A 19,216-nucleotide genomic window follows, 5' to 3' on the forward strand; every position below is an offset into this window, starting at 1 on the left:
TGCCCGCCGGGCGCCTCGTGGATCTGACGGGGCGCCCGACGCTTGTCCGGCGCACTGCTCAACGCTCATGGGTAGCTGGCAGTGCGACACGGCGACATAGCAGCGCCCCGCAGGTCGAGACCTGCGGGGCGCTGTTGGAGTTCAGGCCTGATACGGCCCTCGACGAGGGCCGATGGTGGCCTGCGGAGCATCGAGCCAGAGCTGTTGCCCCTCGGGAGTGACGGTCATGCCGAACCGATCGAGGCCCGGCTCGCCACAGCCCACCCACTCGAAGTACGCGCCTGTCACCTCCTCCCAGAGGTGGCGGTCGCCGAGCTCGTACACCCATGGCTCGTCGTCAGGCTCGTAAAGGGCTGCGCCCCATTGGCCGGGGTCGCCGGGATCAACGAGGAACAGCCGTTGCTCGTCGTCGAGGCGCATGCGTAGGCCGGTGAGGGCCGACATCATCAGGCCGGCGCCGGCCGGCGCGTAGGCGATCGTGCGGGGGTCTACCGCGGTGTTGAACCGTCGACCGCTTCCGTCGTCGGGATTGCCCGGTGTAGCGCCCTGAGAACGCATCATCATGTACGAGGTGTAGCCCGGGAACCGCCCGACGGCGCTGCCGTCGGGCATGGCGACGAGCCGTAGCGACTGGTCAGTGTCGAACCCGGGCGAGTACGGCGTGACGATGACCGCGCCCGGGCGGCATTGCTCGATCCACGCGTACGGAACGGTGTGGACTGCGCACGTGACGTGCACGCGGTCGTACGGCGCTCTCTCTGGCCAGCCATCCGCCCCGTCACCGACGATCAGGTGCGGGTGTACCTCGGCTGCGGCCAGCGTCTTTGCCGCCTGCTCGGCGAGCGCCGGGTCGACCTCGATGGACGTCACCCGGGAAGCGTCGCCGATCAGGTGGGACAACAGGGCGGCTGTCCACCCGGTACCGGTGCCCACCTCGAGTACGCGGTGCCCCGGCTCGGGGTCGAGCTGCGTGAGCAGGTCGACCACTGTGCCCGGGGCCGAGTTCGACGAGGTGTAGCGGCCTTCCACAGTGCGGATGTCCGTCGCGCCTTTGTCGAGCTGCGTCACGATGGCGGCCGTCCCGTACACGGCCGCCCACCACGCCTCGGGGTCGCAACCCCGGTCGATCAGCTCGGGGCCGGCGTCGGTCAGAGCAACTGCCACCGAGGGCACGAACATGTGCCTTGGCACCGCGTGTAGCGCGTTGGTGATCGTGCCGCTTATCGGGGCGCGAGTCCCACTGATCGCGGCGATCATGCCGTCGACGCTAGCGTCGAGGTCGGGCGTCACTTTCCCTTTCCGCCCCCCTCGTGCTTGCCACCGCTGCCGTCCCCATCGCCCGTGTTCTTGTCATGCTTCGGGAGCTCGAGCGGTTTCGACTTGGGCTTTTCGCCCTCGTGCTTGCCCATGCGGTGAGCCCTTCCTCGCCTTGAAACGAACGGTCTCCGCGACCATATGACTACCGATCGTGACCGACAAGAGGCCAATCGGTTAGGTGGGGTAGGCCATCGAGCGATGCGATACCGCGTTACGGGCAACAGGTGTACGCCTGCACGGTCACGCGCATGACCCCGCCGGCGCACCCGCCGTTCGGGGGGATCGGGCTCCACTCGCCAGGCACGAGGATCCGACCGCCGTCCTGGGCGCGGAAGCAGCACACCGCGGCGCGCATCGCGGCGGCGTCGTCGACCTGTACCTCGACGTCACGGGTCGTGGCCTCGCACGAGGGCGGGTCGCCGGCGTCGTCGAGCGTGGCCACGCACCGGTAAGCGCCGAGCTCGAGCTCGACGGCGTAGGCGGCCGACTGCCCGCACCGAACCAGCTCGTTGGTACGTGCGGGGAATTTCGACGACGGAAAGATCGCGACGACGCGTACCCATGCCTGCCCCGAGGCGCCGCTTGGGCACTCACAGCAGAAGTCGGCCGGCGGGGGGCCGACCGCGAGGCAGCAGTGACAGGGCGAACCGCCCGTGCTGCCCTCGAGAGCCGAGCAGAAGCAGGCGAGCAGCGCGTTCGCGAGCCCGAGCGCCATCTTGTCGAGGTTCACGGCCATGTCTGCACCCGTGGCGGCCGGCGGTCCGGTGAGTAGACGCGAGCGCCCTGTCGCAGCCCGTTCGGGTTCACGGCCGAGAGCCACGCGTCGACCTCGTACAGCCCCGTACGGCCCTTGTCGAGCATGTCCATCGGGTCGAGCAGCGCCAGCGTCACGCCCTCGCGCGTGATCGAGGTCACGCGCTTGGGTAGCCGGCAAGTCTGCCCCATGCACGCCTTGAGCAGCTCACAGGCATACACGCCGGCGGCGAGTTGGCCGGCGCGCGGTACGGGGATGCCCTGACGGTAGGTGACCGCGAACGTGCCGACCTCGGACGGTGGCAGGGTGAGGTCTTGGCAGGTAGGCCAGCACGCCGCGGTGTCGCGCCGGACTAGTTTCCGGTGGTCGTACACCAAGTAGTCCGCCGCGCTCACGATGTCGCCGTCGAGTCGGACCTCGACCACGCTGTCGACGGGCCCGGGGAGCACGATCTCGCACATCGGGCCGCAAGAGCAGTCGGTGAGGCACTCGCCACACCCGTTGATCCACGAACCGTCGACCATGTGAGGCCAGTACGAGCCCCCGCCATACAACGGAGTGAGCCCCACCATCGGCGTGCACGGAGCTCGACACGGCCGGACGGTGATCGTGCAAAGTCCAAACTGTCGGCCGCTGAGATTCCACATGATCTCGGTCGCGACGTCAGTCGCGAGCTGCCGTAGTTCGGCCGCCGCGTTCTCCCAGCTCGAACAGCACGTCATGTCGAGGTTCCACTCGCACGCCGTCGTGCGGATCGCCACGTCTCCCCCTCTCCCCCGGCTCTACAGAGACGACGGGCCCACGTGTACGGGGTGACACGCGGGCCCTGATCGCGGGCGACCTGCCGCTCTACGCCGCCAGGGCGACGCAACCACACACGGGCGCCGGCGGGGCGACAGTCGTCGCGTGTAGGTCGAGATGGTCGTTCGGGCCGATGGGCGTGAGCAGCGGCCCGGGCGTGGCAGGGACCGCGGTCGGGTCGACATCGTACGGGCCGACGTCCCAGCCCCCGCCGAGCTTGGTCCGTGCGGTCAGTTCAAACGAGGCGGCGTCGTTTTCGAGCGTGAACCCCGTCAAAACCGCGTTGGTGACCCAAGGCGCGAGGAAGTAGCCGTACAGTCGCGCGGTCTCCGAGCAGTCCTGACCGGAGATGTCCGACCACACCTCGAGGGCGAACCCGCCGTTGCACAGGACGTTCTTGCTGATGCGGTTACCGACGGCCTTGCCGGTATGGTCGAGAACCGTCTGATTGCCTGTCATGAGGGAGAACGCGTCAGGGTCGACGTTGCAGAAGGTCGCCGTGAGGTTGATCCACTTGATCTCGTCGCACGCCTTGTCGCTGACGCACAGCGCACCATTGGCCTTGACGACCTCGATCTCTGTGCCCTCTTTGAGTTCGCTCGCGTAGGCGATCGATACGAACCCGTCGCTCGTGACGGTCGAGCAGGCGCCGATCACGGGAACACCGCACGAGTCGAGCCGTGTGAGACGTAGAACTTTGCCGTAGATGCTTGACCAGCAAGTAGCAGGCACCGGGCCGCCCCTTCTGTGCAGAGTGGCGCCCGGCCCATAGCTCAGCGGCGATCAGATGATGTCAGCGTAACCGCCGGACGCCGCGGCACCGGGGAACGGGGTGTCGCGGCGCACAGGGGGAGTCGTACGTACGTTCTCCTACGCCTCCACGCGGGGCCCTCGAGAGACCACGGCCGCGGCCTGGAGTCCGGGAGCCCAGCGGGCGAGTAGATCCATGAGGTCGATCACCGACTCGACGTAGAGCTCATCCGGGTAGCTCGACTCTTGACCGTCGATCGAGATGTAGAACGTCGGCGTCGCATAAATCCGCTTGTAGATCGTGAACGCAATGGGATCGACGACACCGAGCTCGGTATCGCCGATCCTTGTCCAGACCTCGAAGCCCAGAGCCCTCAGACCTTCGTCGGAGTCTCCATCGGCGGCCTCGCATGCCTTTGTCATCTCGGCATGGGCTTCGGCGGCATCCAGCCATTCGCCGTTTTTGAACAGCATTGGTTTGTAATCCATCGATCACGCTCCGTACGTTGGTGTGGCGCAATACCAACACAAGATCACGAAGCGGCGCGGCCGATTCTCGTAGCTGGATGAACACGCAATACCCGCGGTCCCCTACTTCCGTCGGCCGCGGGCCAGCCGCGTCACCCCCGACGCATCCGCATCGCCGACGACCCGCTCGTCGACCGGCTGCTCAATGTGGAGGGCCTCGCCTCCGGGGCTCTCGGCATCCGGGCCCGGAGCATCCTCGGGGCCGCCCGAGGGCACCACGGCGTCGGCGTCCGGGTCGACGTCCTCGGCGACCAGCAGGTCGGCGTCCTCGGCCACCCACCGCGGCACTCGGAACCCGTGGCTCGTGGTGAGCACGAGATACGGATCAACAACCGCGGCGGCGAGCAGCTTGCGAGCGACGTCGGCGCGCTCGGTTACGTCGACGAGCAGGGTCACCCACTCGTTGCGCCGGTCGAGCTCGGTCTCATCGGTGGTGATCTCGACGGGCGGCGTGTCGGTCTCAGACATCATGATCCTTTCAGGTCAGGCGGGCTCAGGTAGGTCGAGGTCGGCGAGCACCGCGGCGTGTACGCAGTCCCAGCCGACGACGTACTCACGCTCGGCGATCATGAGCACTTCGTTCGTGGCGCGGTTGAACCCGGCCTCGACCGCGTTCGGGATGATCAGCGCGGGCCCGCTGCGGATGAACACCGCGCCCGTGACGTACAACCACGCCGTACCGGCCGGTGCGGTCGATCCGTCGGGGCCCGTGTTCGGCGAGCCCGAGTAGAAGGCGATCGCATTGCCGAGCAGAGTGCGAATCGTCGCCCCCGCCGGCGCGGCGAGCTGCGCGTGCGCGATATGCGCAGCCGCGAGGCGCGGCGCGTGGATCACGCCCCGGCCCCCGTAGTTGGCGCCGAGGTATGCCTCGAGCGCAGCGATCGCGGCCGGCAGCGAGAGCGCGTCAGCCGCGGTCGGCACGGGCACCGCGTTGAGCACGACGGCCGCCGGGTCCGCGAGGTGGGGGTCGACCGTCTGCGTGCCCGCCTCGCCGGTCCACACGACGCGCTCGACGAGTCGTTGCTCGCCGAGCTTGAGCTGAGTCTCGGCGCGGTCGCGGATCTCGGCCTCATCCGGCCGGCCCGGGAGCCGGCACAGATAGCCGTCGTGCACGCTGAACGAGTCGGCCTCGGCCAGTGGCACGCCGTCGCGGATGCTCTTTTCCTGCTCAGGGTCGTCGCACTGGTCGCCGTAGGCGTCGCCGGCGTCGCATGCGTACGGTTCCCAGCGCACGCCGCATCGCCAGTGCGCCCCCTCGGGGGCGGGTCTCTGAGCGACGCTGAACAGCCCATACTCGGCCGGCTCGACGGTCGGCGCGTCCACGATGGGCTTTGGGCACATGGGCATGATGCGGCCCCTCTCTGAGAACGGGTGCCCCGCCCCCCGCCGTGTAGTGGACGGCAGGGAACGGGGCCCCGGGCCTGGTCAGGGTCAGATCGACGGGCACGTGACGGCGATCTGCTCGGCCGAGGCGCCGTTCGCACAGATCGGAATCGTGACGACACGCGAGTCGTAGCAGCGCTGCATCATCGCGAGGCCTTCCTCGCTGAACATCGCGTTGTACCTGTTGAGGCGGATGTTCGTCGAGTCATAGAGGGTATTGAGCGTCAGAATGTCCTGAGTCGCGCGCACCCAGACGCCGGCGGCGTAGATCAGGACCTTGACCGAGGCTGGCCACACGGTCGGCGCGGTCGGCGCACCGATCGTCGCCGCACCGTCAACGAAACGATCTTGCCAGTTGTACACCCACTGCGGAGCGAACCCGCGCAGCGTCAGCCACGCATTGATCTCGGCGTTGCTGACGTCGAGAGCGTTGTCGTAGCCGTTGCGCTTGGCCAGGTCCGAACGCAACACGCCGAGCAACCAGTACGGCGCGATCAGTTCGAGTGTCGCGTCGGGGTCGAGCCTCTGCCCGTATCGGTAGTCCCACGCCTGCAACTCGAGCGAGCCGAGCAGGTCGACCGAGGCCGAGAACGGGGCCGCCGGCAGCGCGACCGCCGTCGAGCCGGCCACCATGCGAGCGATCGTCGAGGCGGCGTACCGGTGAGCGTGAGCCGTCAACGCGCCGCGGATGAACCTCGCGACCATCTCGGGATAGGCCCTGTTGGTGAGGATGCCCGCGGACAGACAGAACCCGATGGCGTCGAGGCGGACCTCGTTGAACGCGGCGCACGGGATCTCGAAACATGGCTTCTGCGTTGCGGCCTCGGCCTGAGCCTCGGTCTGTATGAAGTTCCCAGTGTGGTTGTAGATCGTCCGGAAGTCCGGGCCACGAGTCCACTGGAAGCCGCCGCGGGTCGCGACGATCTCGGGCACGGAGATGAGGCCCGCCGTGGTCTCGGGCTCGCACAGGTCATAAAGGATTTCCGACGGTGCGCACCAGCCACCCGCGGCCGTGAGAGAGCCGCCCTTGAGCTTGCTCTGATCAACGGCGGTCTTGAGGGCCTCCTCGATCTGCTCCTCTCCTCCGCTCGCGAGTACGCCCTCCTCGAACTCCTTACGGATCACGGCAAGCTGGCCAGACGCGCGGCCGTCGGCGCCCGGGGTCGGGTAGCTCGCGAACGTCGCGATCGCGGCCTCGGCGATGTGCGTCACGTCGCGATACCGCGCGCCGGCGCCGATGCCGGGCACGTTCGCCGCGGCGATCAGCGCCGGGCCGCTCGCCTTGTCGTTCGGGCCGCCGGCGGGCTTGCGCGACCGCGCGGCGATCGCCGACAGGTCGACCGGCGGCCGGCGCCGTCCGCCGGACGCTGCGACCGGCTCGAGCGCCGGCTCGTCGACAGGCGCGTCGGTCGGCGCCTGGTCGTCGACGGGCGCCGGCTCGTCGTCGGCGAGCTCGTCGGCCGGTGCCGGCGGGGTGATGCGTGCGGCGATCGCATCGACGGCCGCCGCCTGGTCTGCTGCGGCCTGGTCTCGGCGAGCGCCCTCGCTGCGCAGCGCTTCGACGCCCTCGGCGAGCTGCTCGAGCGCGGCGACGTCCTCGCCCGACAGGCCCTCGCCCTGACGTGCGCGAATCTCCTGGAACATCTCGAGAGCCGCGGCCTCAAGGGCGCCGAGGTCGAGGTCGTCGCGGGCGAGCAAGGCGGCGAGCTTGTCGGCGTCGCCAAGCGCCTTCAAAAGATCTTGGAGTGTGACCGGATCCACCGTCGGGCCTCCGCACGGGTACGTATGGCGCCCGGCCCATAGCTCAAACGGCGATCTGTAGGTCAGGGTACGGCATCCTTCGGCGGATCTTCAGGATCCTGCTTCAGAATGGTTTCGTAGTACTTTAACTCAAGATAACCAGGTACGGCCGAAGAGTTACTGTATTTCGTCGATTTGGGTGCGCCCTCAAGATATCTACGTCTAATGAGGAAGTTTGCAATTTCCCCTTGATCGGCAAGCGGAACTCGATCCGCGCGTATGGCTTGTATCAATATGGAGTCCGCCTGAGCACGTTGCATTAAATAAGTCGAGCCGAGAAAGGTCGAGGCAAATAACAATACGGCCGCAAGGACGTGCGAGACCCTTACTACAGGAAGACTCAGAAACATCATCACAGGCGCAACGGCTGCTCTAAACTCCGCTTCGCTGTATGCGCGATCCCACGCGTTATATATTTCCGGCTCTTTGCCCAATAGTCGCGAAGGAATCAGGGCAAGCAACGGCATTAGATATCGATGGAGATATATTGCTAATGTGCGAGGATGGGGATCATCCCCCAGCATGCTCTTTAATTTCACACCCAGTTCACTCTTGCCGGTCTCCTTGTATTCTCGTTCAATGACATCGAAGACTATAGCCAGCACTTCGCGATTACCGTTCAGCGAAAGAAATACTTGCTCATAGCAATTATTCGCGAACCATTGAACAGGAATATTTGCTAGCACTCCTATAAGGTAGGCAACGAAACTCATCGCAATTCCTACCGCCGCGAGGCCAGCAGCATCACCGAGACGGTAGATCTCAGCGAGGACACCTTTAGCTTGCCCCGCTCGGGGAAGATCAATTCCCCATGTCAGCCAGATGCCGGCCAGCCACATATATCCCGCTGCAAGCGGTGTGCGGATCTCACGAAGGCCAGGAAGTAGATTTGCAAGCACGCAAGGAGATCGGGATGACTCATGTTGAGTGTTACGAGATCTACTGCCGATCGCCAGGTGACCGTTCAGGGCTCGGCAACGCCCTCTCCCCGATGTGCGAGGTGAGGGCGTTCTATGTGGCGACGTTAGCTAGTCGCCTGGGCGGAGTACCGACGGGTGCGACGCCTGGTACGCCGAGCTCGGCGCGGCGGACCCGCCCGGACCTACGCGCGGTGGCCAGTGCCATGTGCCGCCGGCGAGGTCCTCGTCGTGCCGTACGGCCTTGTGTGGGTGGATACCGCCGTCAGAGGTGAAGACCGTTAGCGAGACTGTGTCGCCGTCGACGATGCCGGTCACAAGGGCGGGCGAGTCCTTGGGCGGGAACTCGCCGCCCGGGGTGCCGTAGTGGCGGTACAGGACTATCCGGCAGGTGCTAATCGGCTGATCGGTGGTCAAGGTGTCCCCCGTTTCGTATTCGATGGTGAGCTGCTCGACGAGGTCGGCGAGCAGGTCGCGCAGCGCGCCGGCGATGTGCGCCGGCGCGGTGCGATCGTCGAGTGTGGTCGCGATGTTGATCTCGAGATCGCCGACGGCGAGCTCGTACTCGCGGCCGTTGAGCTCGGCCACGAGCCGCACGGGCGCCGCGGTGGTGCCGAGCTCGCTCACCCCTTGACGACCTCGATCGGCCTGGTCGCGCCGGCTGTGGTTCGGGCGTTCTCGGCGTCGGCCTGGAGCATGTACGTTTTGGTCGTTCCGTCGTTAAAGGTGACCTTGTACTTCTTTCTGCTGGCGCTGGCGCTCTTGCCGCATCCGCACCCCATGACATTCCCCCTTGATCGTGTCGGGTTTACAGCTGACCGATCCGGGCCGCGGCCAGGTCGACGCGCGAGGCGTCGTCGACACCAAGCCGGACAGCGAGCGCATCGGCCCGGGCCCCGCGGCTGTCCATCGCCCTCACCTCGCGGGCGACCTCGACAGCGAGCATCCGTGCCTCAATCGCCCGCCGACGCGGATCGCCGTTGTGGTTGCGTCGACGTAGGTCGCGGTGTGCGATACGGCGCATCTCTCGAGCGCCGGCCGCGACGAGTGAGGTCTGTACGCCGCCGGCCGCACTGGCGCGGATGTTGGGGAACCCGGGCACGTTGACCGAGCATGCGGCGACGAGCTCGAGGTTCCCGCCGATGCGGCGCCAGTCACCCGAGGGCGGGCATAGGAGGAACAACTCGAGGTCCTCGGTAGACACGTTCGGCAGGATCCGGCCGGCGACCCATATCCCGTGCTTGTCCTCGCCGGCGCGCACTGCGGCGATCGCGGTCGCCACGTCGTCGTAATGCTGCGTGGCCGGCCGGTACCCGATCTTCGGGTCGGCATGGCCACCGCCGAGCGTGAGTTTGCCGACGGGTAGCCGCCCGGCGTCCGTCGCGATCTCGCCAAGGTGGAAGTACGCGTATGACGTAGCCGAGCGCGGCGCCATGACGCACGTGTCGCCGAACGAGATGTGACATTCGTTCCACGGGGCGATGTGCCCGTACACCCTGCCGTCGTCGGTGACCGTGAGCGGCGTCAACCGCTTGAGGCCCGGGTCGGCGAAGTGCTCAGCAGGGTAGGCGCGCGGCACCGGCGCGGCCTCGACGGCGAGGCCCGGGCCGGCCGCGGTCACCGCGTCGGCCGCCGGCTCGTAGTCGTACAACGCCTGGATTCTGGCCTCGTCGAACGCCGGAAACGGAGTCATGGTGGCGCCCATGAGGCGCCAATCGGTCATGACGGCGATCTCTTCCAGCTCGCCGGCGTCGAGCATCTCCCAGAACTCATCTTCGTCGAGGCTCTCGACGTCGACCTCAGCGCCATCCTTGGCGACCCATTTCCAGGTGAACGCGACCTCGTCGGGGTCGATGCTCAGACCGGTGAGGAAGCCGTCGCGTAGCAGGCGCGCGGCCTCGCGGCCATCCTCTCCCCCGAGATCGAGTGGCCCCTCGCCCATGACCACGCTCACGCCGTTGAGGTCCTCGACCCACGCCCGATCGGCGCGGCCGGCGATCACGCTGCCGTCGTGGCCCATGCCGGTTTCGCGCTGCCACATGATCGCGAGGGTGCCCTCGCGCATGCGCACGCCGTCGGGCGGTGTTGCCAAGATGCGGTTGTCGCCGGTGCGGATGTCGAGCGGCCCCATCACGCCGCGCCACCCTGTCGGCAGGTCCTCGGTATCGGGCATTTCTCCCCCTGATGCGATCACGGTGTCGGGACGCTGCGAGGCCCAGGCACGGACCCACAGCAGGCACAGCAACCCGTCGGCCGTCGGCCGGTACGGGCAGTCGACGAGCTCGGCGCCGGCCCGGCCCGCGGCGAGACCGGCGAACCACACGCGGGCGAGGTCGGCCCGCGAGTACGAGCGGCCGTTGCCGCCGGCCGCGCGCAGCGCGTCGGACCGTTGCGGAATGATTCGGAACGGCGCCGAACGAGCCCGAACGCGGCCGGATGACGCGGGACCTTCCGGAACGATCTGGAACGCGCCGAGGATCTTCGCGCTGTTCTCCCGGGCTCGTCGCGCCGGCTCGCGGTACTTCTCGTCGCCGAGCTCTTGGTACAGCCACTCGACCTGTGTGAGCCGCGGGTGATCCCCCCACCAACGGAGCAGCTCCTCAGAGGCGTACGCCCGGGCGGTACGGGCGTTGCCCGACCAGAGAGATCGCTCAGGCACGCCGGCCGCGAGCCCGGCTTTGGACAGCAGCACGCCGCGCGTAGCGTCCTCGGCCGCGAGGAACTGCATGTGCACCCAGTCGGCGTACGCGGCCTTGGCTGCGGCGAGGGTCTGTGCCCTGGTCTGCGACTTCGGGATGCCGGCATGCTCGTAGTACGAGGTCGCGCCCGTGTACGGGTCCTCGTAGGCCACCCACCCCGCCGGCACGTCGAGGTCCTCGACCACGGCGTCGATGTCGACGTCGTATCGGTAGCCGGGCCCGGTGCCGATCGGGTCGGGCGGCCTCGCGCTGGTCGCCGCCCACGGCGCAAGGTCCTCGACGGCCTCGTCGTGGCCGGCGTGCCACGTGTCGTCGATCGCGCCCCATGCGTCGCGGGTCTGCTCGACCGCCGCGGCGACGTCGGGGGCCTCGACCATCGCCTCGACGAGCTCGTCGGCGCGCTCGGCCTCGGCCGCGTTGGCGAGCTGCTCGAGCTGGTCGGCCCGCTCAAGGATCCGCAGAGATCCTGCCTCGTCTACCGTGACGAAGCGCGGGTACGCCTCGAGCAGCTCGACCAGCGTGTACGGCTCGAGGTCGTCGGGCACCGCCGCGACCGTGCCGAGGTCGGCGACCGCGAGCTCGTCGGCGCCCTCGGCGGTGACCTCGAGTCCGTCGACGCCGGCGCCCTCGTCGACGTCGAGCTCGGCGCCGTCGTCGTCGGCGCCCTCGAGCTCGGCGAGCTGGTCGGGGTCGAGGTCCTCGGCATCCAGGAACAGGCTCGTACACCGGCAATTGATCGTCTCGTGCCCCGGCCCTGTTGGGTCACCCGGGAAGAGCAGGGGAAACCCGCCCACGAGGTACGGCGAGGTGAGGCGTTGGGCCTGCCCGTCGGCCTCGCGGTGCGTGAGCCTTGTGCGCTCGTCCTCGGTGCTCAACCACTGCTTGTACAGGGTGTCGCCGAGGATCTCGGCTTTCGCCACGGCGCCCCAGTAGGCTCCGCCGTTCATCGCCCCGACGGTCTCGGTCCTCGTGATCCGGCGGGCCTTCCACTGCCAACGACGCTGCGAGGCGTACAGATCGGGGTACAGCCGCGACCGCTCGGCCCGGAGGTCGGCCTCCTCATCCTGCGTGATGCCGCCGGCGTCGAGCCGCGTCTCGATCTGGTTGATCCGTGCCTGTAGCCGGCGCGTCTCTGCCTGCTCGCCCCGGGCGCCCACGGTGCCGTCAAAGTCGAGGATCGCCTCGATCCGCGACCGGATCCCGTCTGGCGTCTCCCCCTCGCTGATCGCCTCTTGGATCTCGGGGCGGATCTCCTCGAACTGCTCGCTCGGGAACAGCTTCAACCGGCTGAACACGTCGGCGATGTACTGCTCGCGGTACGGCTGAGCCGAGATCGTCGCCACGCGCGCCACGGCGAGGAACCTCTCGGCGAACAGGTCCTCGAGCGCGGGTATCACGATGCGCTCGAGGCCGCTCGACCAATCGCCCTCGGCGCCGGCGAACCCGCCGAGGTCCGGCGTCGACGCCGCGGTGATGACGGTGTCGTCGCCGAGCACGAGCCGGCGCACCGCGGCGAGCCACTGCTCGACGAGCTCGCGTACGGCGTCCTCGACGAGGGCCTCGGCCGCGATGAATGCGGTCGAGGCCTTGAGCCGCTCGGCGAGCCACGGGTCGTCAGCGTGCAGCGCACGTACGGCGTCGACGTCCATCGCTCAGCCCTCGGCCGCCGGCGCGGCGTCGGCGAGCTTGAGCGGCTCACTCATCACGCGCGTGATGTCGTCGACCTCGATCCGTCGGCCGTTGTCGATCGCGTTGTTCGCGAGCCCCTCGAGGCACTCGCGCGGCGCGTCGAACGCGGCCTCGGCCGCCTCGGGGGTGGCGTATTCGCCGGGAAGCCAGCCGGCGCGGTCGGTGGCCAGGTAGTAGCGGGCGCCGTCGGGGTCGGTGCCGAAGTACACGCGGCGGTCGCGGTTCTCGCTGTACAGGCCACGGGTGCGGCCGTCGCGCAGCTCGCCGCCGGCCTCGACGTAGGCCCGGGCCGCGGTGAGTAGCCCGTCGGGCACGTGGACGTCGACGCCGACCTCGGCGTGCACGGTCTCGTACAAGCCCGTGAGCAACATCTCGTACTCGAGGTCGCCGGGAGCGACGGGGCCGACCACGCGGGCGATGTCCTGAATCCGCTTGATCAGCCCGTGGCAGGCGACCGAGGTCTCGCGCGGCTTGCAGTCGCTCGCGCCGTAGGCGGCGGCGAGGTCGTGCCAGAGGTCGACGGCGACGTCGCGCAGCATCGCCCGCGGGTCGACGTCGCCGATCGGCGTCACACGCCATCCGCGATGCCCGCACCGGTTCGAGCAGACGATGCCCGTAACCTCTCCGCGGCCGTCGACGATGACCTCGATCGTGTGGCCGGTGAGCGAACACTCGCGTTGGGCGAGCTCGAGGCGGGCCTCGCCGAGGGTGTACAGCGGCTCGCCCTCGGCCGCGAGCCGCTCGGGGATGAGCAGCTTGCCGCCGTGCTCGCCGATCGGGATCGCCATCACGGGCGGCATGGCAGTCATTGGGAACGGGCCGGCCTCGGCGAGGTCGGCCGGCGGCACCACATACGTACCTGACATGATCATTCCCCCGTTGATAGAAGTCGCGCGAGGTACTGCGCCTCGTGCGCCGTGCTCGTTCTGAGCAGGTCTCGTACGTACTCGTCGAGCCGGTCGACGAGCGCCCGGGCGTTCGGCACCACGGCGAGCACGGGATCCCAAGCGCCGGCGAGCAGCCGGTCGAGTTCGTGCTCGGCCGCGGGGATGTGCACGTGCAGCGTGGTCGCCGGTGTGTGGTTGAGGTCGGGGCGGGTGGCCCGGTAGTGCCGCGTGAGCAGGCGCTTGCCGGCGAGCTCGAGGGCGCGTTGTACGGCGAGCTCGGCGACGTATGCGAGCTCGACGGGCGTGAGCGTGCCGGATGCCTGCACACTGTCGGGGGCGTTGTCGGGCGGCCCCTCGTCGCCCTGGTCGTCACCGGTGCCGATCGCGGGTGTCGGCGCGGCCGGTGGGGCGAGCTCGGGCACGTCGGCGACGCTCACGCCGAGGGCCTCGAGTAGCGCTCTCGGGTCGCTGATCCTGTCGACCAGCTTGAGCAAGATCATTTCCTTGAGCTCGGCCGATGTCGGCGCGTCCGACTCCTGAAAACCCGTCTCCCGACGCAGCGTGACCGGCCCGATCGCGTACCTGTCGTACAGGTCCTTGGCGGCCTCGGACCGGTCGGGCGGAATCTCGAGCGTGCTCGTGTCGTACCAAACGACGAGCTGGTCAGCGTTGGGCACGCTGGCCGCGGCGAGCGCCGGCCGGTACCAGCCGATGGTGAGGGCCCAGCAGATCACGCCGAGCAGGGGCGCCAAGTGGAGTTGGATCACGTCCCTGTCGATCGCCCAAGCGCTCCAATGATTGCTATCGGAGAGTCCGAGCATGACCTCGGGCGGCATGTCCATCGATCGGGCGAGGCGGGTAATAGCGCCCTCGCGGATCTCGTGGGAGCGGCCGTCGAGCTCGTTGAAAAACTTGATGTGCTGCGCTTGGGCGATGTAGTCGCCCGGGGCAGTGACGATCAGCGGCACGACGGCCGAGGCGGTGCCTCGATCCTTGATCGGCGTGATCATGTAGTCGAGCAGGGTTTCGACGAACGATGCCTCGGCGCCGGCCTCGGTCTGCGCGCCTTGGCCGCGCAGCATCTCGAACTCCTGCGGGAGGACAAGCAGGCCGTTTCCCGCGAGGCGTGAGTCGATCTCGGCCATGATCCTTTGTGTGAGGCCGTGCACCTCACGCAGTACCGGCAGCGCGGAACCGACCGAGCTCTCGGCTTGAGTCCAGCGCCGCGGCGACGGCAGCCAGCATCGAAAGATCATGTCGTCGGCGCCGAGGTCGATAGCGCCGTCGCCGGGGTTCACCTGCCACCCGTTCGGGCCGTGCGTGGTCTCCTCGGTCGAGTAGGGGCGCCATTCTTCGGCGGGGCCGCCCGGGTCGATCTCGTCGGCCTCAAGGCGCCGGCCAACGAAATAGCTGTCGCCGGGCACGGTGAGGTGTTGAACGGCGCGCGTCAGGAAGGCGCCTTGCCCGCCTCGGCCGCCGGCGAAGTCTGCGACCAGGTCGGCCGGCACGCCGTCGTCGATGGGTTCGGGGTCGTCGATGCCGGGTGTCATGCGGCCGGCGACCAGCCGGCAACGGCTGATCGCGTTCGCGACCAGGTTGACGGCGAAACGCATCTCGCCGACCTGGTCGTACATCTCCCACGCCTCGACCTGCCAGCCAGCCTGCACGCTGGTCGTCGCCGCGGCGGTGCGGGTGATGCGCCGGCCGGTGAGTACTTGTACGGCGGCCGTCAGGCTGCGCGTCTCTTTCGAGCCGGGCGCCGTGGTGGTGTGCTGGACCGTGTATATGCCGTTGCGCCGGCGCCTCGCCGAGATGGCCACGGCTACTCGCGCTCGAGGTTGGCGTCGGCGATCCCCACGAGGTACGAGATCGACAGGATCGACGTCACGAGGTACCACAGCACGCTGCCGGCGGCGAAGTAGGACACGGCACGACGATCAGCGCGACCCAGATCGACGCGCACCATGGACACGTCATCAGGTAGGCCGGTTTCGAGTCCTCACCGCACTTTCGCTCGACCCATGAGCGGAACGGTTCGGCGAGAACGTCAGCGTTCAGAAAGCGCGTGATCCTCAGGACCGCGCCGAGCGTCAACAACCATTGGTAGACCTGCACGGACGAATGGTCACGTGCATAGGTGACGGCCCCTAGAGTGACGTGCCGTACTCACCCGAACCGAGGGGATTCGGAGGTACGGGGATGGCTGGTGCGTGATCAACGCATAGCCAGTAGTTGAGAAAGCGCCTGGTCGGCGTCGCACCGCACTTGATCAAGCTACGCGAAGAGATCAGCGCGGCGACCGGCCACGTGCAGGGCGTCGACCACTTGGGATGCATGAGGAACTCCCTCCTGAACCCCGGCTTGACCTGTAGAAACGTCGCCTCCTGCGCCCATTGCCATCAATATCAGCAGCGTCAGGAGCATCGCCCATATGCCGGTGATGAGCTGGTACAGGGTGTAGAGGAGGGCGGCGAGCGCGGCGAGTCCGGCCGTAGCGGCGACTATGCCGACGGCGGTAGAAAAACGCATGATCAACTTACCTAATGGGGGTGCGTGCGGGTTGCAGCCCACCATACGAGGAAGGGGGACGCGTTCGATGAACGCGGCCCCCTTGGTTGTGTCGTGTCGGTCAGGATTCGATCGGCAGCGGTGCGCAATGCCACTGGTGCGCGTTCGGCATCTTGCGGAGACCGATCACGTGGCCGGCGCACAGCTCGGTAACGCCGCCCTCGGGATCGGTCACGCGGTAGGCGGCCGGCTCGGTGCACGGTTGCGCGGCGCGGTCGTAGTCCCACGTGCGCGGGCAGTCGCGATCCCGGCAGCCGTACGCGACTTGGTGGCCCGAGCGTTCGATGTCAATCGTCGCGCCGTGTTCAGGGCACACACCCCATTCGGCGGGGCACGGGCGGGCCGGCCGCCGCGCCTGCCGCTCGAGGGTCGCTGCCGCCTTGCCGAGCTCGTGCTCGACCTCGGCCAACCACGAGCCGATGTCGCCCAGCGGCCCCAAGAACCGCCGTTCCCCCTCGGCCGCGCCGTCGCGAGCGGCACGGACCTCGCGGGCGAACTCGGCCGCCCGGGCGGCGAGCTGGTCGATCTCGACCGCGAGCGGCGAGGGCGCGTGCATCTTGGCGACCAGCCACAACGCGTCCTCGGCGGTGTGGCGGAACAGCGCCGTCTTGCCGTCGACCGTAGGCACGCGCCACACGATGCCGTTGCCGTCCCGGGCCACCATGACATTGATGGTGTGCGTCCAGCGGGCGCCCGAATCGGCCGAGGTCACCCAATACTGGCCGGTCCCGAGGTTCTCGGCCCGGGCCGTGAGCTCTACTCCCGTGACCACATGGCGGAACTCGTCTCCGATGCTCACGAGGTAGTGCTCGATCACCTGCCAGGCGTGCGGTGTCACCGAGCGGCCCCTTCCCGGTCGTCGCGGTTCGACTCGGCCGCGGTCCGGCCGGTGCATGCTTCGGCCTCCCGGGCGGCGAAGTAGGGCACAAGCAGCCCACGGGCGTTGTCCGCGGGGGTGAACTCGAGCAGACCCCCGCGGGCCGCCTCGCGCATCTTCTGGTTCTGCTCGAGCAGCACCGCGCACGCCGCCGCGGTGTCGGCCGACAGCTCGGCCACCCGGCCCCATACGGCCGAGTCCCGGTCGGCCGCGAACACCATCGCGACGTTGTGGACGTGGTCGTGCACGGCGCCGACCTTGCGGATCACGCCGGCGAGCTGCCCGAGCAACGTCGCGTAGTCCGCGTTCCACTGGTGGTGCCGGTCATTGAGCAGCATCTCGACTGTGTCGAGCAAGGCCTCGGCCCGGGCGACGAGCTCGATCGGGTCGACCTCCTCGGGCCAGTCCGACACGATCTCCTCGACAGCCGTATCGAGGTCTGGGCGCGCGAACTCGTGCGGCGCGTAGTTGCGGAGGGTGTAGCGCCACAGGACGCCCGCGGGGCCATCTGAGGCCGTCACAGAGCCGTACACGCGGCCCTCGTAGTCCTCAGCGCCGCACACGTCCCAGCGGTGCGGGCCGGTCGCCCTGAGCACGACCGTCTGTAGGTCGAGCTCGATCCGGTGCTCGGCGCCGAGGGACTCGGCCGCCGCGGTGAGCTGCGGAGACATCGGAACGGACATTCAGTGATCCTTTCCTAGCGGGGGGTTGCTGCGGTCGCGATGACCAAGAGCCATCCGGCCGTCAGTACGACGCCGTAGATCACGGCGACCGCGGAGAGGTAGACCAGAGCGCCGACGAGTGAGCAGAGCTCGGCGCGGATGGGGTCGTCGGGCGAGGCCTCGACGCGGTGCCACCACTCGACGACCGCGCGGCGGCCGGCGGGCAGAACGAGCACGAAGCACCACACCGCGCACAAGTGCATGACGATGATCAAGTACGTGGTCACTAGGCGCCGCCGGCGCGCTGCTCGTTCTGCCCCTTGAGTGCGTTCTCGGCCGAGAGGCCGAGGGTGGTCGCAGCGTGTATGAGGTGACCGACGGTGAAATCGGCGTACTCTGCGGCGTCGTTCCAGGCGTCCGACTTGAGGTCGTGGCCCATGTCGCCTGCGGTCTCAGCGCCGCCGTTGATGACCTCGACGACCGAGCCGCATGCATCCTTGAGATGCTCGAATACGGTCGCCCAATCGCCGTTGAAGGCATCGGCGACATCGCCCTCGTGCCGGTTGATCTGCTCGAGGCGCGCGGCGAGGCGGGAGATCTGCGCGGCGAGCCCGATCGGGTCGTGTGCGTCGTCAAGGCTGCGGTCGGCGTCGGCCTCGCGCACCAGCTCGCGTACAACCCGATGCACTTCCGATGGGGGCACAAGCTCGGCCGTGTGGAGCGTGCCGCTCTTGAGCGGGGAGAGAGTGAGCCAGACACCGCGGTCGTCCTGCGTAGCCGTGAGGCTGTAGCGGTCTGCGGCGAATCCTGGGATCTCGTACATAGGCGTCCCTTCTAGGTCCGGCGGTTCCGCCCGGCACCCGAGGTCGGTCCTCGGGTGCCGTACGCAACCTCCCGGGGCTAGTGCTTGTGGCGGCCGATGCGCTCGAGGAACCTCCTTGCGTCTTCCTCGGTAACCACACCGCGCACGGTGACAGCGACGTCGCAATCGCAGAGGAAGGTCACCGATCTTGCGGTGAAGGTTTCGTGACGGTAGACCGCCTGCCATTCGCCGCGAGGCTCGCGATAGATGAGCTTGGCGTCAGGTACGTCGCCCTTGGCGACCTGCATTTCGTACGCCTGATAGACGCCATCGAGGGCGAGTGCGCGAGTTCGCTGCGGGATGTCGATGGTCTTGCCGTGGTGGTTGGTGAAGCGCACGCCGTACTCGGTCCTGTCGCCCTCGATGATGGCCATGGGATGTCCTCCTGATCTCCGGCTTGAGTACGGCTGCTAGATGTCGTCGGCGGCCTTGATCGGCGCGCACTTGCCGTCGTCGTACGTCGTCTTGTGGGGCTCGCAGGCGTTGTACGTGGTCTCGGTGACCTCGAACTCGTTGGTCACGAATCCGGCGCGGATCGTGATCGCCCAGTGCCGGGTGTGGTTGCTGCTGATCACCCAATGCCGGTGATCGATCACGCGGCCGACGGTGATCTCAGCGGCGTCGGAATTGCCGATCTGGCACGCGGCGAGAGCGGGCATGGCGAGAGCGGCCGCGAGGACAAGGCCGGTGGTGCGGAGCATCGTCAGGTTGCCTTTCAGCGA

Annotated in this window: 22 protein-coding genes; all 22 read right to left on the reverse strand. The window is 68.0% G+C overall.

The features are described from left to right. Window positions 1-141: 141 nt before the first annotated feature. Window positions 142-1,257: a methyltransferase domain-containing protein gene (locus KLK06_RS10405; RefSeq protein WP_214635144.1), complete on the reverse strand. Its 1,116-nt coding sequence runs from the start codon at window positions 1,255-1,257 to the stop codon at window positions 142-144. 271 nt (window positions 1,258-1,528) lie between these two features. Beyond that, window positions 1,529-2,053: a hypothetical protein gene (locus tag KLK06_RS10410; RefSeq protein ID WP_214635145.1), complete on the reverse strand. Its 525-nt coding sequence runs from the start codon at window positions 2,051-2,053 to the stop codon at window positions 1,529-1,531. Further along, entirely contained in the window at window positions 2,044-2,595 is a 552-nt protein-coding gene (locus KLK06_RS10415; RefSeq protein ID WP_214635146.1) for a hypothetical protein, read from the reverse strand. Before KLK06_RS10415 ends, KLK06_RS10410 begins: the two co-directional genes overlap by 10 nt. 325 nt (window positions 2,596-2,920) lie before the next feature. Beyond that, the gene (locus tag KLK06_RS10420; RefSeq protein ID WP_214635147.1) at window positions 2,921-3,529 is read right to left on the reverse strand and encodes a hypothetical protein; all 609 of its coding nucleotides are present in this window, start codon (window positions 3,527-3,529) and stop codon (window positions 2,921-2,923) included. 213 nt (window positions 3,530-3,742) lie between these two features. Continuing rightward, a complete protein-coding gene (locus KLK06_RS10425; RefSeq protein ID WP_214635148.1) occupies window positions 3,743-4,111 on the reverse strand; it encodes a hypothetical protein in 369 nt (122 codons plus the stop codon). A gap of 102 nt (window positions 4,112-4,213) precedes the next feature. Beyond that, window positions 4,214-4,621, reverse strand: coding sequence for a hypothetical protein (locus KLK06_RS10430; RefSeq protein WP_214635149.1), 408 nt, complete (start codon window positions 4,619-4,621; stop codon window positions 4,214-4,216). A 12-nt stretch (window positions 4,622-4,633) separates the two neighbouring features. Then, window positions 4,634-5,497: a hypothetical protein gene (locus KLK06_RS10435; protein WP_214635150.1), complete on the reverse strand. Its 864-nt coding sequence runs from the start codon at window positions 5,495-5,497 to the stop codon at window positions 4,634-4,636. Window positions 5,498-5,581: 84 nt separating this feature from the next. Beyond that, on the reverse strand, window positions 5,582-7,267 hold the full coding sequence (locus KLK06_RS10440; RefSeq protein WP_214635151.1) for a major capsid protein: 1,686 nt from the start codon (window positions 7,265-7,267) through the stop codon (window positions 5,582-5,584). 89 nt (window positions 7,268-7,356) lie between these two features. Then, window positions 7,357-8,232 (reverse strand): hypothetical protein, encoded by an 876-nt coding sequence (locus KLK06_RS10445; protein WP_214635152.1) that lies wholly within the window; start codon window positions 8,230-8,232, stop codon window positions 7,357-7,359. 129 nt (window positions 8,233-8,361) lie between these two features. Continuing rightward, window positions 8,362-8,877: a hypothetical protein gene (locus KLK06_RS10450; RefSeq protein WP_214635153.1), complete on the reverse strand. Its 516-nt coding sequence runs from the start codon at window positions 8,875-8,877 to the stop codon at window positions 8,362-8,364. Further along, window positions 8,874-9,032 carry a hypothetical protein gene (locus KLK06_RS10455; protein ID WP_214635154.1) on the reverse strand — a complete coding sequence of 53 codons (159 nt, stop codon included), beginning with the start codon at window positions 9,030-9,032 and terminating at the stop codon, window positions 8,874-8,876. The genes KLK06_RS10450 and KLK06_RS10455 overlap by 4 nt, the downstream gene beginning before the upstream one ends. Window positions 9,033-9,058: 26 nt before the next feature. Continuing rightward, a complete protein-coding gene (locus KLK06_RS10460; protein WP_214635155.1) occupies window positions 9,059-12,598 on the reverse strand; it encodes a phage minor head protein in 3,540 nt (1,179 codons plus the stop codon). A 3-nt stretch (window positions 12,599-12,601) separates the two neighbouring features. Next, window positions 12,602-13,504 carry a hypothetical protein gene (locus KLK06_RS10465; protein WP_214635156.1) on the reverse strand — a complete coding sequence of 301 codons (903 nt, stop codon included), beginning with the start codon at window positions 13,502-13,504 and terminating at the stop codon, window positions 12,602-12,604. 2 nt (window positions 13,505-13,506) lie between these two features. Then, window positions 13,507-15,345 (reverse strand): hypothetical protein, encoded by a 1,839-nt coding sequence (locus KLK06_RS10470; RefSeq protein ID WP_214635157.1) that lies wholly within the window; start codon window positions 15,343-15,345, stop codon window positions 13,507-13,509. Between the two features lie 2 nt (window positions 15,346-15,347). Next, the gene (locus tag KLK06_RS10475; RefSeq protein WP_214635158.1) at window positions 15,348-15,497 is read right to left on the reverse strand and encodes a hypothetical protein; all 150 of its coding nucleotides are present in this window, start codon (window positions 15,495-15,497) and stop codon (window positions 15,348-15,350) included. 302 nt (window positions 15,498-15,799) lie between these two features. Then, complete coding sequence (locus tag KLK06_RS10480) at window positions 15,800-16,054, reverse strand: hypothetical protein (protein ID WP_214635159.1); 255 nt, start codon at window positions 16,052-16,054, stop codon at window positions 15,800-15,802. Window positions 16,055-16,154: 100 nt separating this feature from the next. Beyond that, complete coding sequence (locus tag KLK06_RS10485) at window positions 16,155-16,931, reverse strand: hypothetical protein (protein WP_214635160.1); 777 nt, start codon at window positions 16,929-16,931, stop codon at window positions 16,155-16,157. After that, entirely contained in the window at window positions 16,928-17,653 is a 726-nt protein-coding gene (locus KLK06_RS10490) for a hypothetical protein (RefSeq protein WP_214635161.1), read from the reverse strand. The genes KLK06_RS10485 and KLK06_RS10490 overlap by 4 nt, the downstream gene beginning before the upstream one ends. Window positions 17,654-17,667: 14 nt before the next feature. Next, complete coding sequence (locus tag KLK06_RS10495) at window positions 17,668-17,919, reverse strand: hypothetical protein (RefSeq protein WP_214635162.1); 252 nt, start codon at window positions 17,917-17,919, stop codon at window positions 17,668-17,670. Next, the gene (locus tag KLK06_RS10500; RefSeq protein WP_214635163.1) at window positions 17,919-18,455 is read right to left on the reverse strand and encodes a hypothetical protein; all 537 of its coding nucleotides are present in this window, start codon (window positions 18,453-18,455) and stop codon (window positions 17,919-17,921) included. The genes KLK06_RS10495 and KLK06_RS10500 overlap by 1 nt, the downstream gene beginning before the upstream one ends. Before the next feature lie 77 nt (window positions 18,456-18,532). Then, window positions 18,533-18,868, reverse strand: a complete 336-nt coding sequence (locus KLK06_RS10505) for a hypothetical protein (protein ID WP_214635164.1) — start codon at window positions 18,866-18,868, stop codon at window positions 18,533-18,535. A 36-nt stretch (window positions 18,869-18,904) separates the two neighbouring features. Beyond that, on the reverse strand, window positions 18,905-19,195 hold the full coding sequence (locus tag KLK06_RS10510; RefSeq protein WP_214635165.1) for a hypothetical protein: 291 nt from the start codon (window positions 19,193-19,195) through the stop codon (window positions 18,905-18,907). Between the last annotated feature and the right edge of the window lie 21 nt (window positions 19,196-19,216).

The sequence above is a fragment of the Nonomuraea sp. NEAU-A123 genome, from assembly GCF_018603905.1.
Lineage (GTDB): Bacteria > Actinomycetota > Actinomycetes > Streptosporangiales > Streptosporangiaceae > Nonomuraea.

Bases quoted from the DNA above. Each gene is read 5' to 3' on its own strand.
- KLK06_RS10405 (WP_214635144.1), bottom strand. From the start codon at position 1,257: ATGATCGCCGCGATCAGTGGGACTCGCGCCCCGATAAGCGGCACGATC.
- KLK06_RS10410 (WP_214635145.1), bottom strand. From the start codon at position 2,053: ATGGCCGTGAACCTCGACAAGATGGCGCTCGGGCTCGCGAACGCGCTG.
- KLK06_RS10415 (WP_214635146.1), bottom strand. From the start codon at position 2,595: ATGGTCGACGGTTCGTGGATCAACGGGTGTGGCGAGTGCCTCACCGAC.
- KLK06_RS10425 (WP_214635148.1), bottom strand. From the start codon at position 4,111: ATGGATTACAAACCAATGCTGTTCAAAAACGGCGAATGGCTGGATGCC.
- KLK06_RS10430 (WP_214635149.1), bottom strand. From the start codon at position 4,621: ATGATGTCTGAGACCGACACGCCGCCCGTCGAGATCACCACCGATGAG.
- KLK06_RS10435 (WP_214635150.1), bottom strand. From the start codon at position 5,497: ATGCCCATGTGCCCAAAGCCCATCGTGGACGCGCCGACCGTCGAGCCG.
- KLK06_RS10455 (WP_214635154.1), bottom strand. From the start codon at position 9,032: ATGGGGTGCGGATGCGGCAAGAGCGCCAGCGCCAGCAGAAAGAAGTAC.
- KLK06_RS10460 (WP_214635155.1), bottom strand. From the start codon at position 12,598: ATGGACGTCGACGCCGTACGTGCGCTGCACGCTGACGACCCGTGGCTC.
- KLK06_RS10465 (WP_214635156.1), bottom strand. From the start codon at position 13,504: ATGTCAGGTACGTATGTGGTGCCGCCGGCCGACCTCGCCGAGGCCGGC.
- KLK06_RS10480 (WP_214635159.1), bottom strand. From the start codon at position 16,054: ATGCGTTTTTCTACCGCCGTCGGCATAGTCGCCGCTACGGCCGGACTC.
- KLK06_RS10490 (WP_214635161.1), bottom strand. From the start codon at position 17,653: ATGTCCGTTCCGATGTCTCCGCAGCTCACCGCGGCGGCCGAGTCCCTC.
- KLK06_RS10500 (WP_214635163.1), bottom strand. From the start codon at position 18,455: ATGTACGAGATCCCAGGATTCGCCGCAGACCGCTACAGCCTCACGGCT.
- KLK06_RS10505 (WP_214635164.1), bottom strand. From the start codon at position 18,868: ATGGCCATCATCGAGGGCGACAGGACCGAGTACGGCGTGCGCTTCACC.
- KLK06_RS10510 (WP_214635165.1), bottom strand. From the start codon at position 19,195: ATGCTCCGCACCACCGGCCTTGTCCTCGCGGCCGCTCTCGCCATGCCC.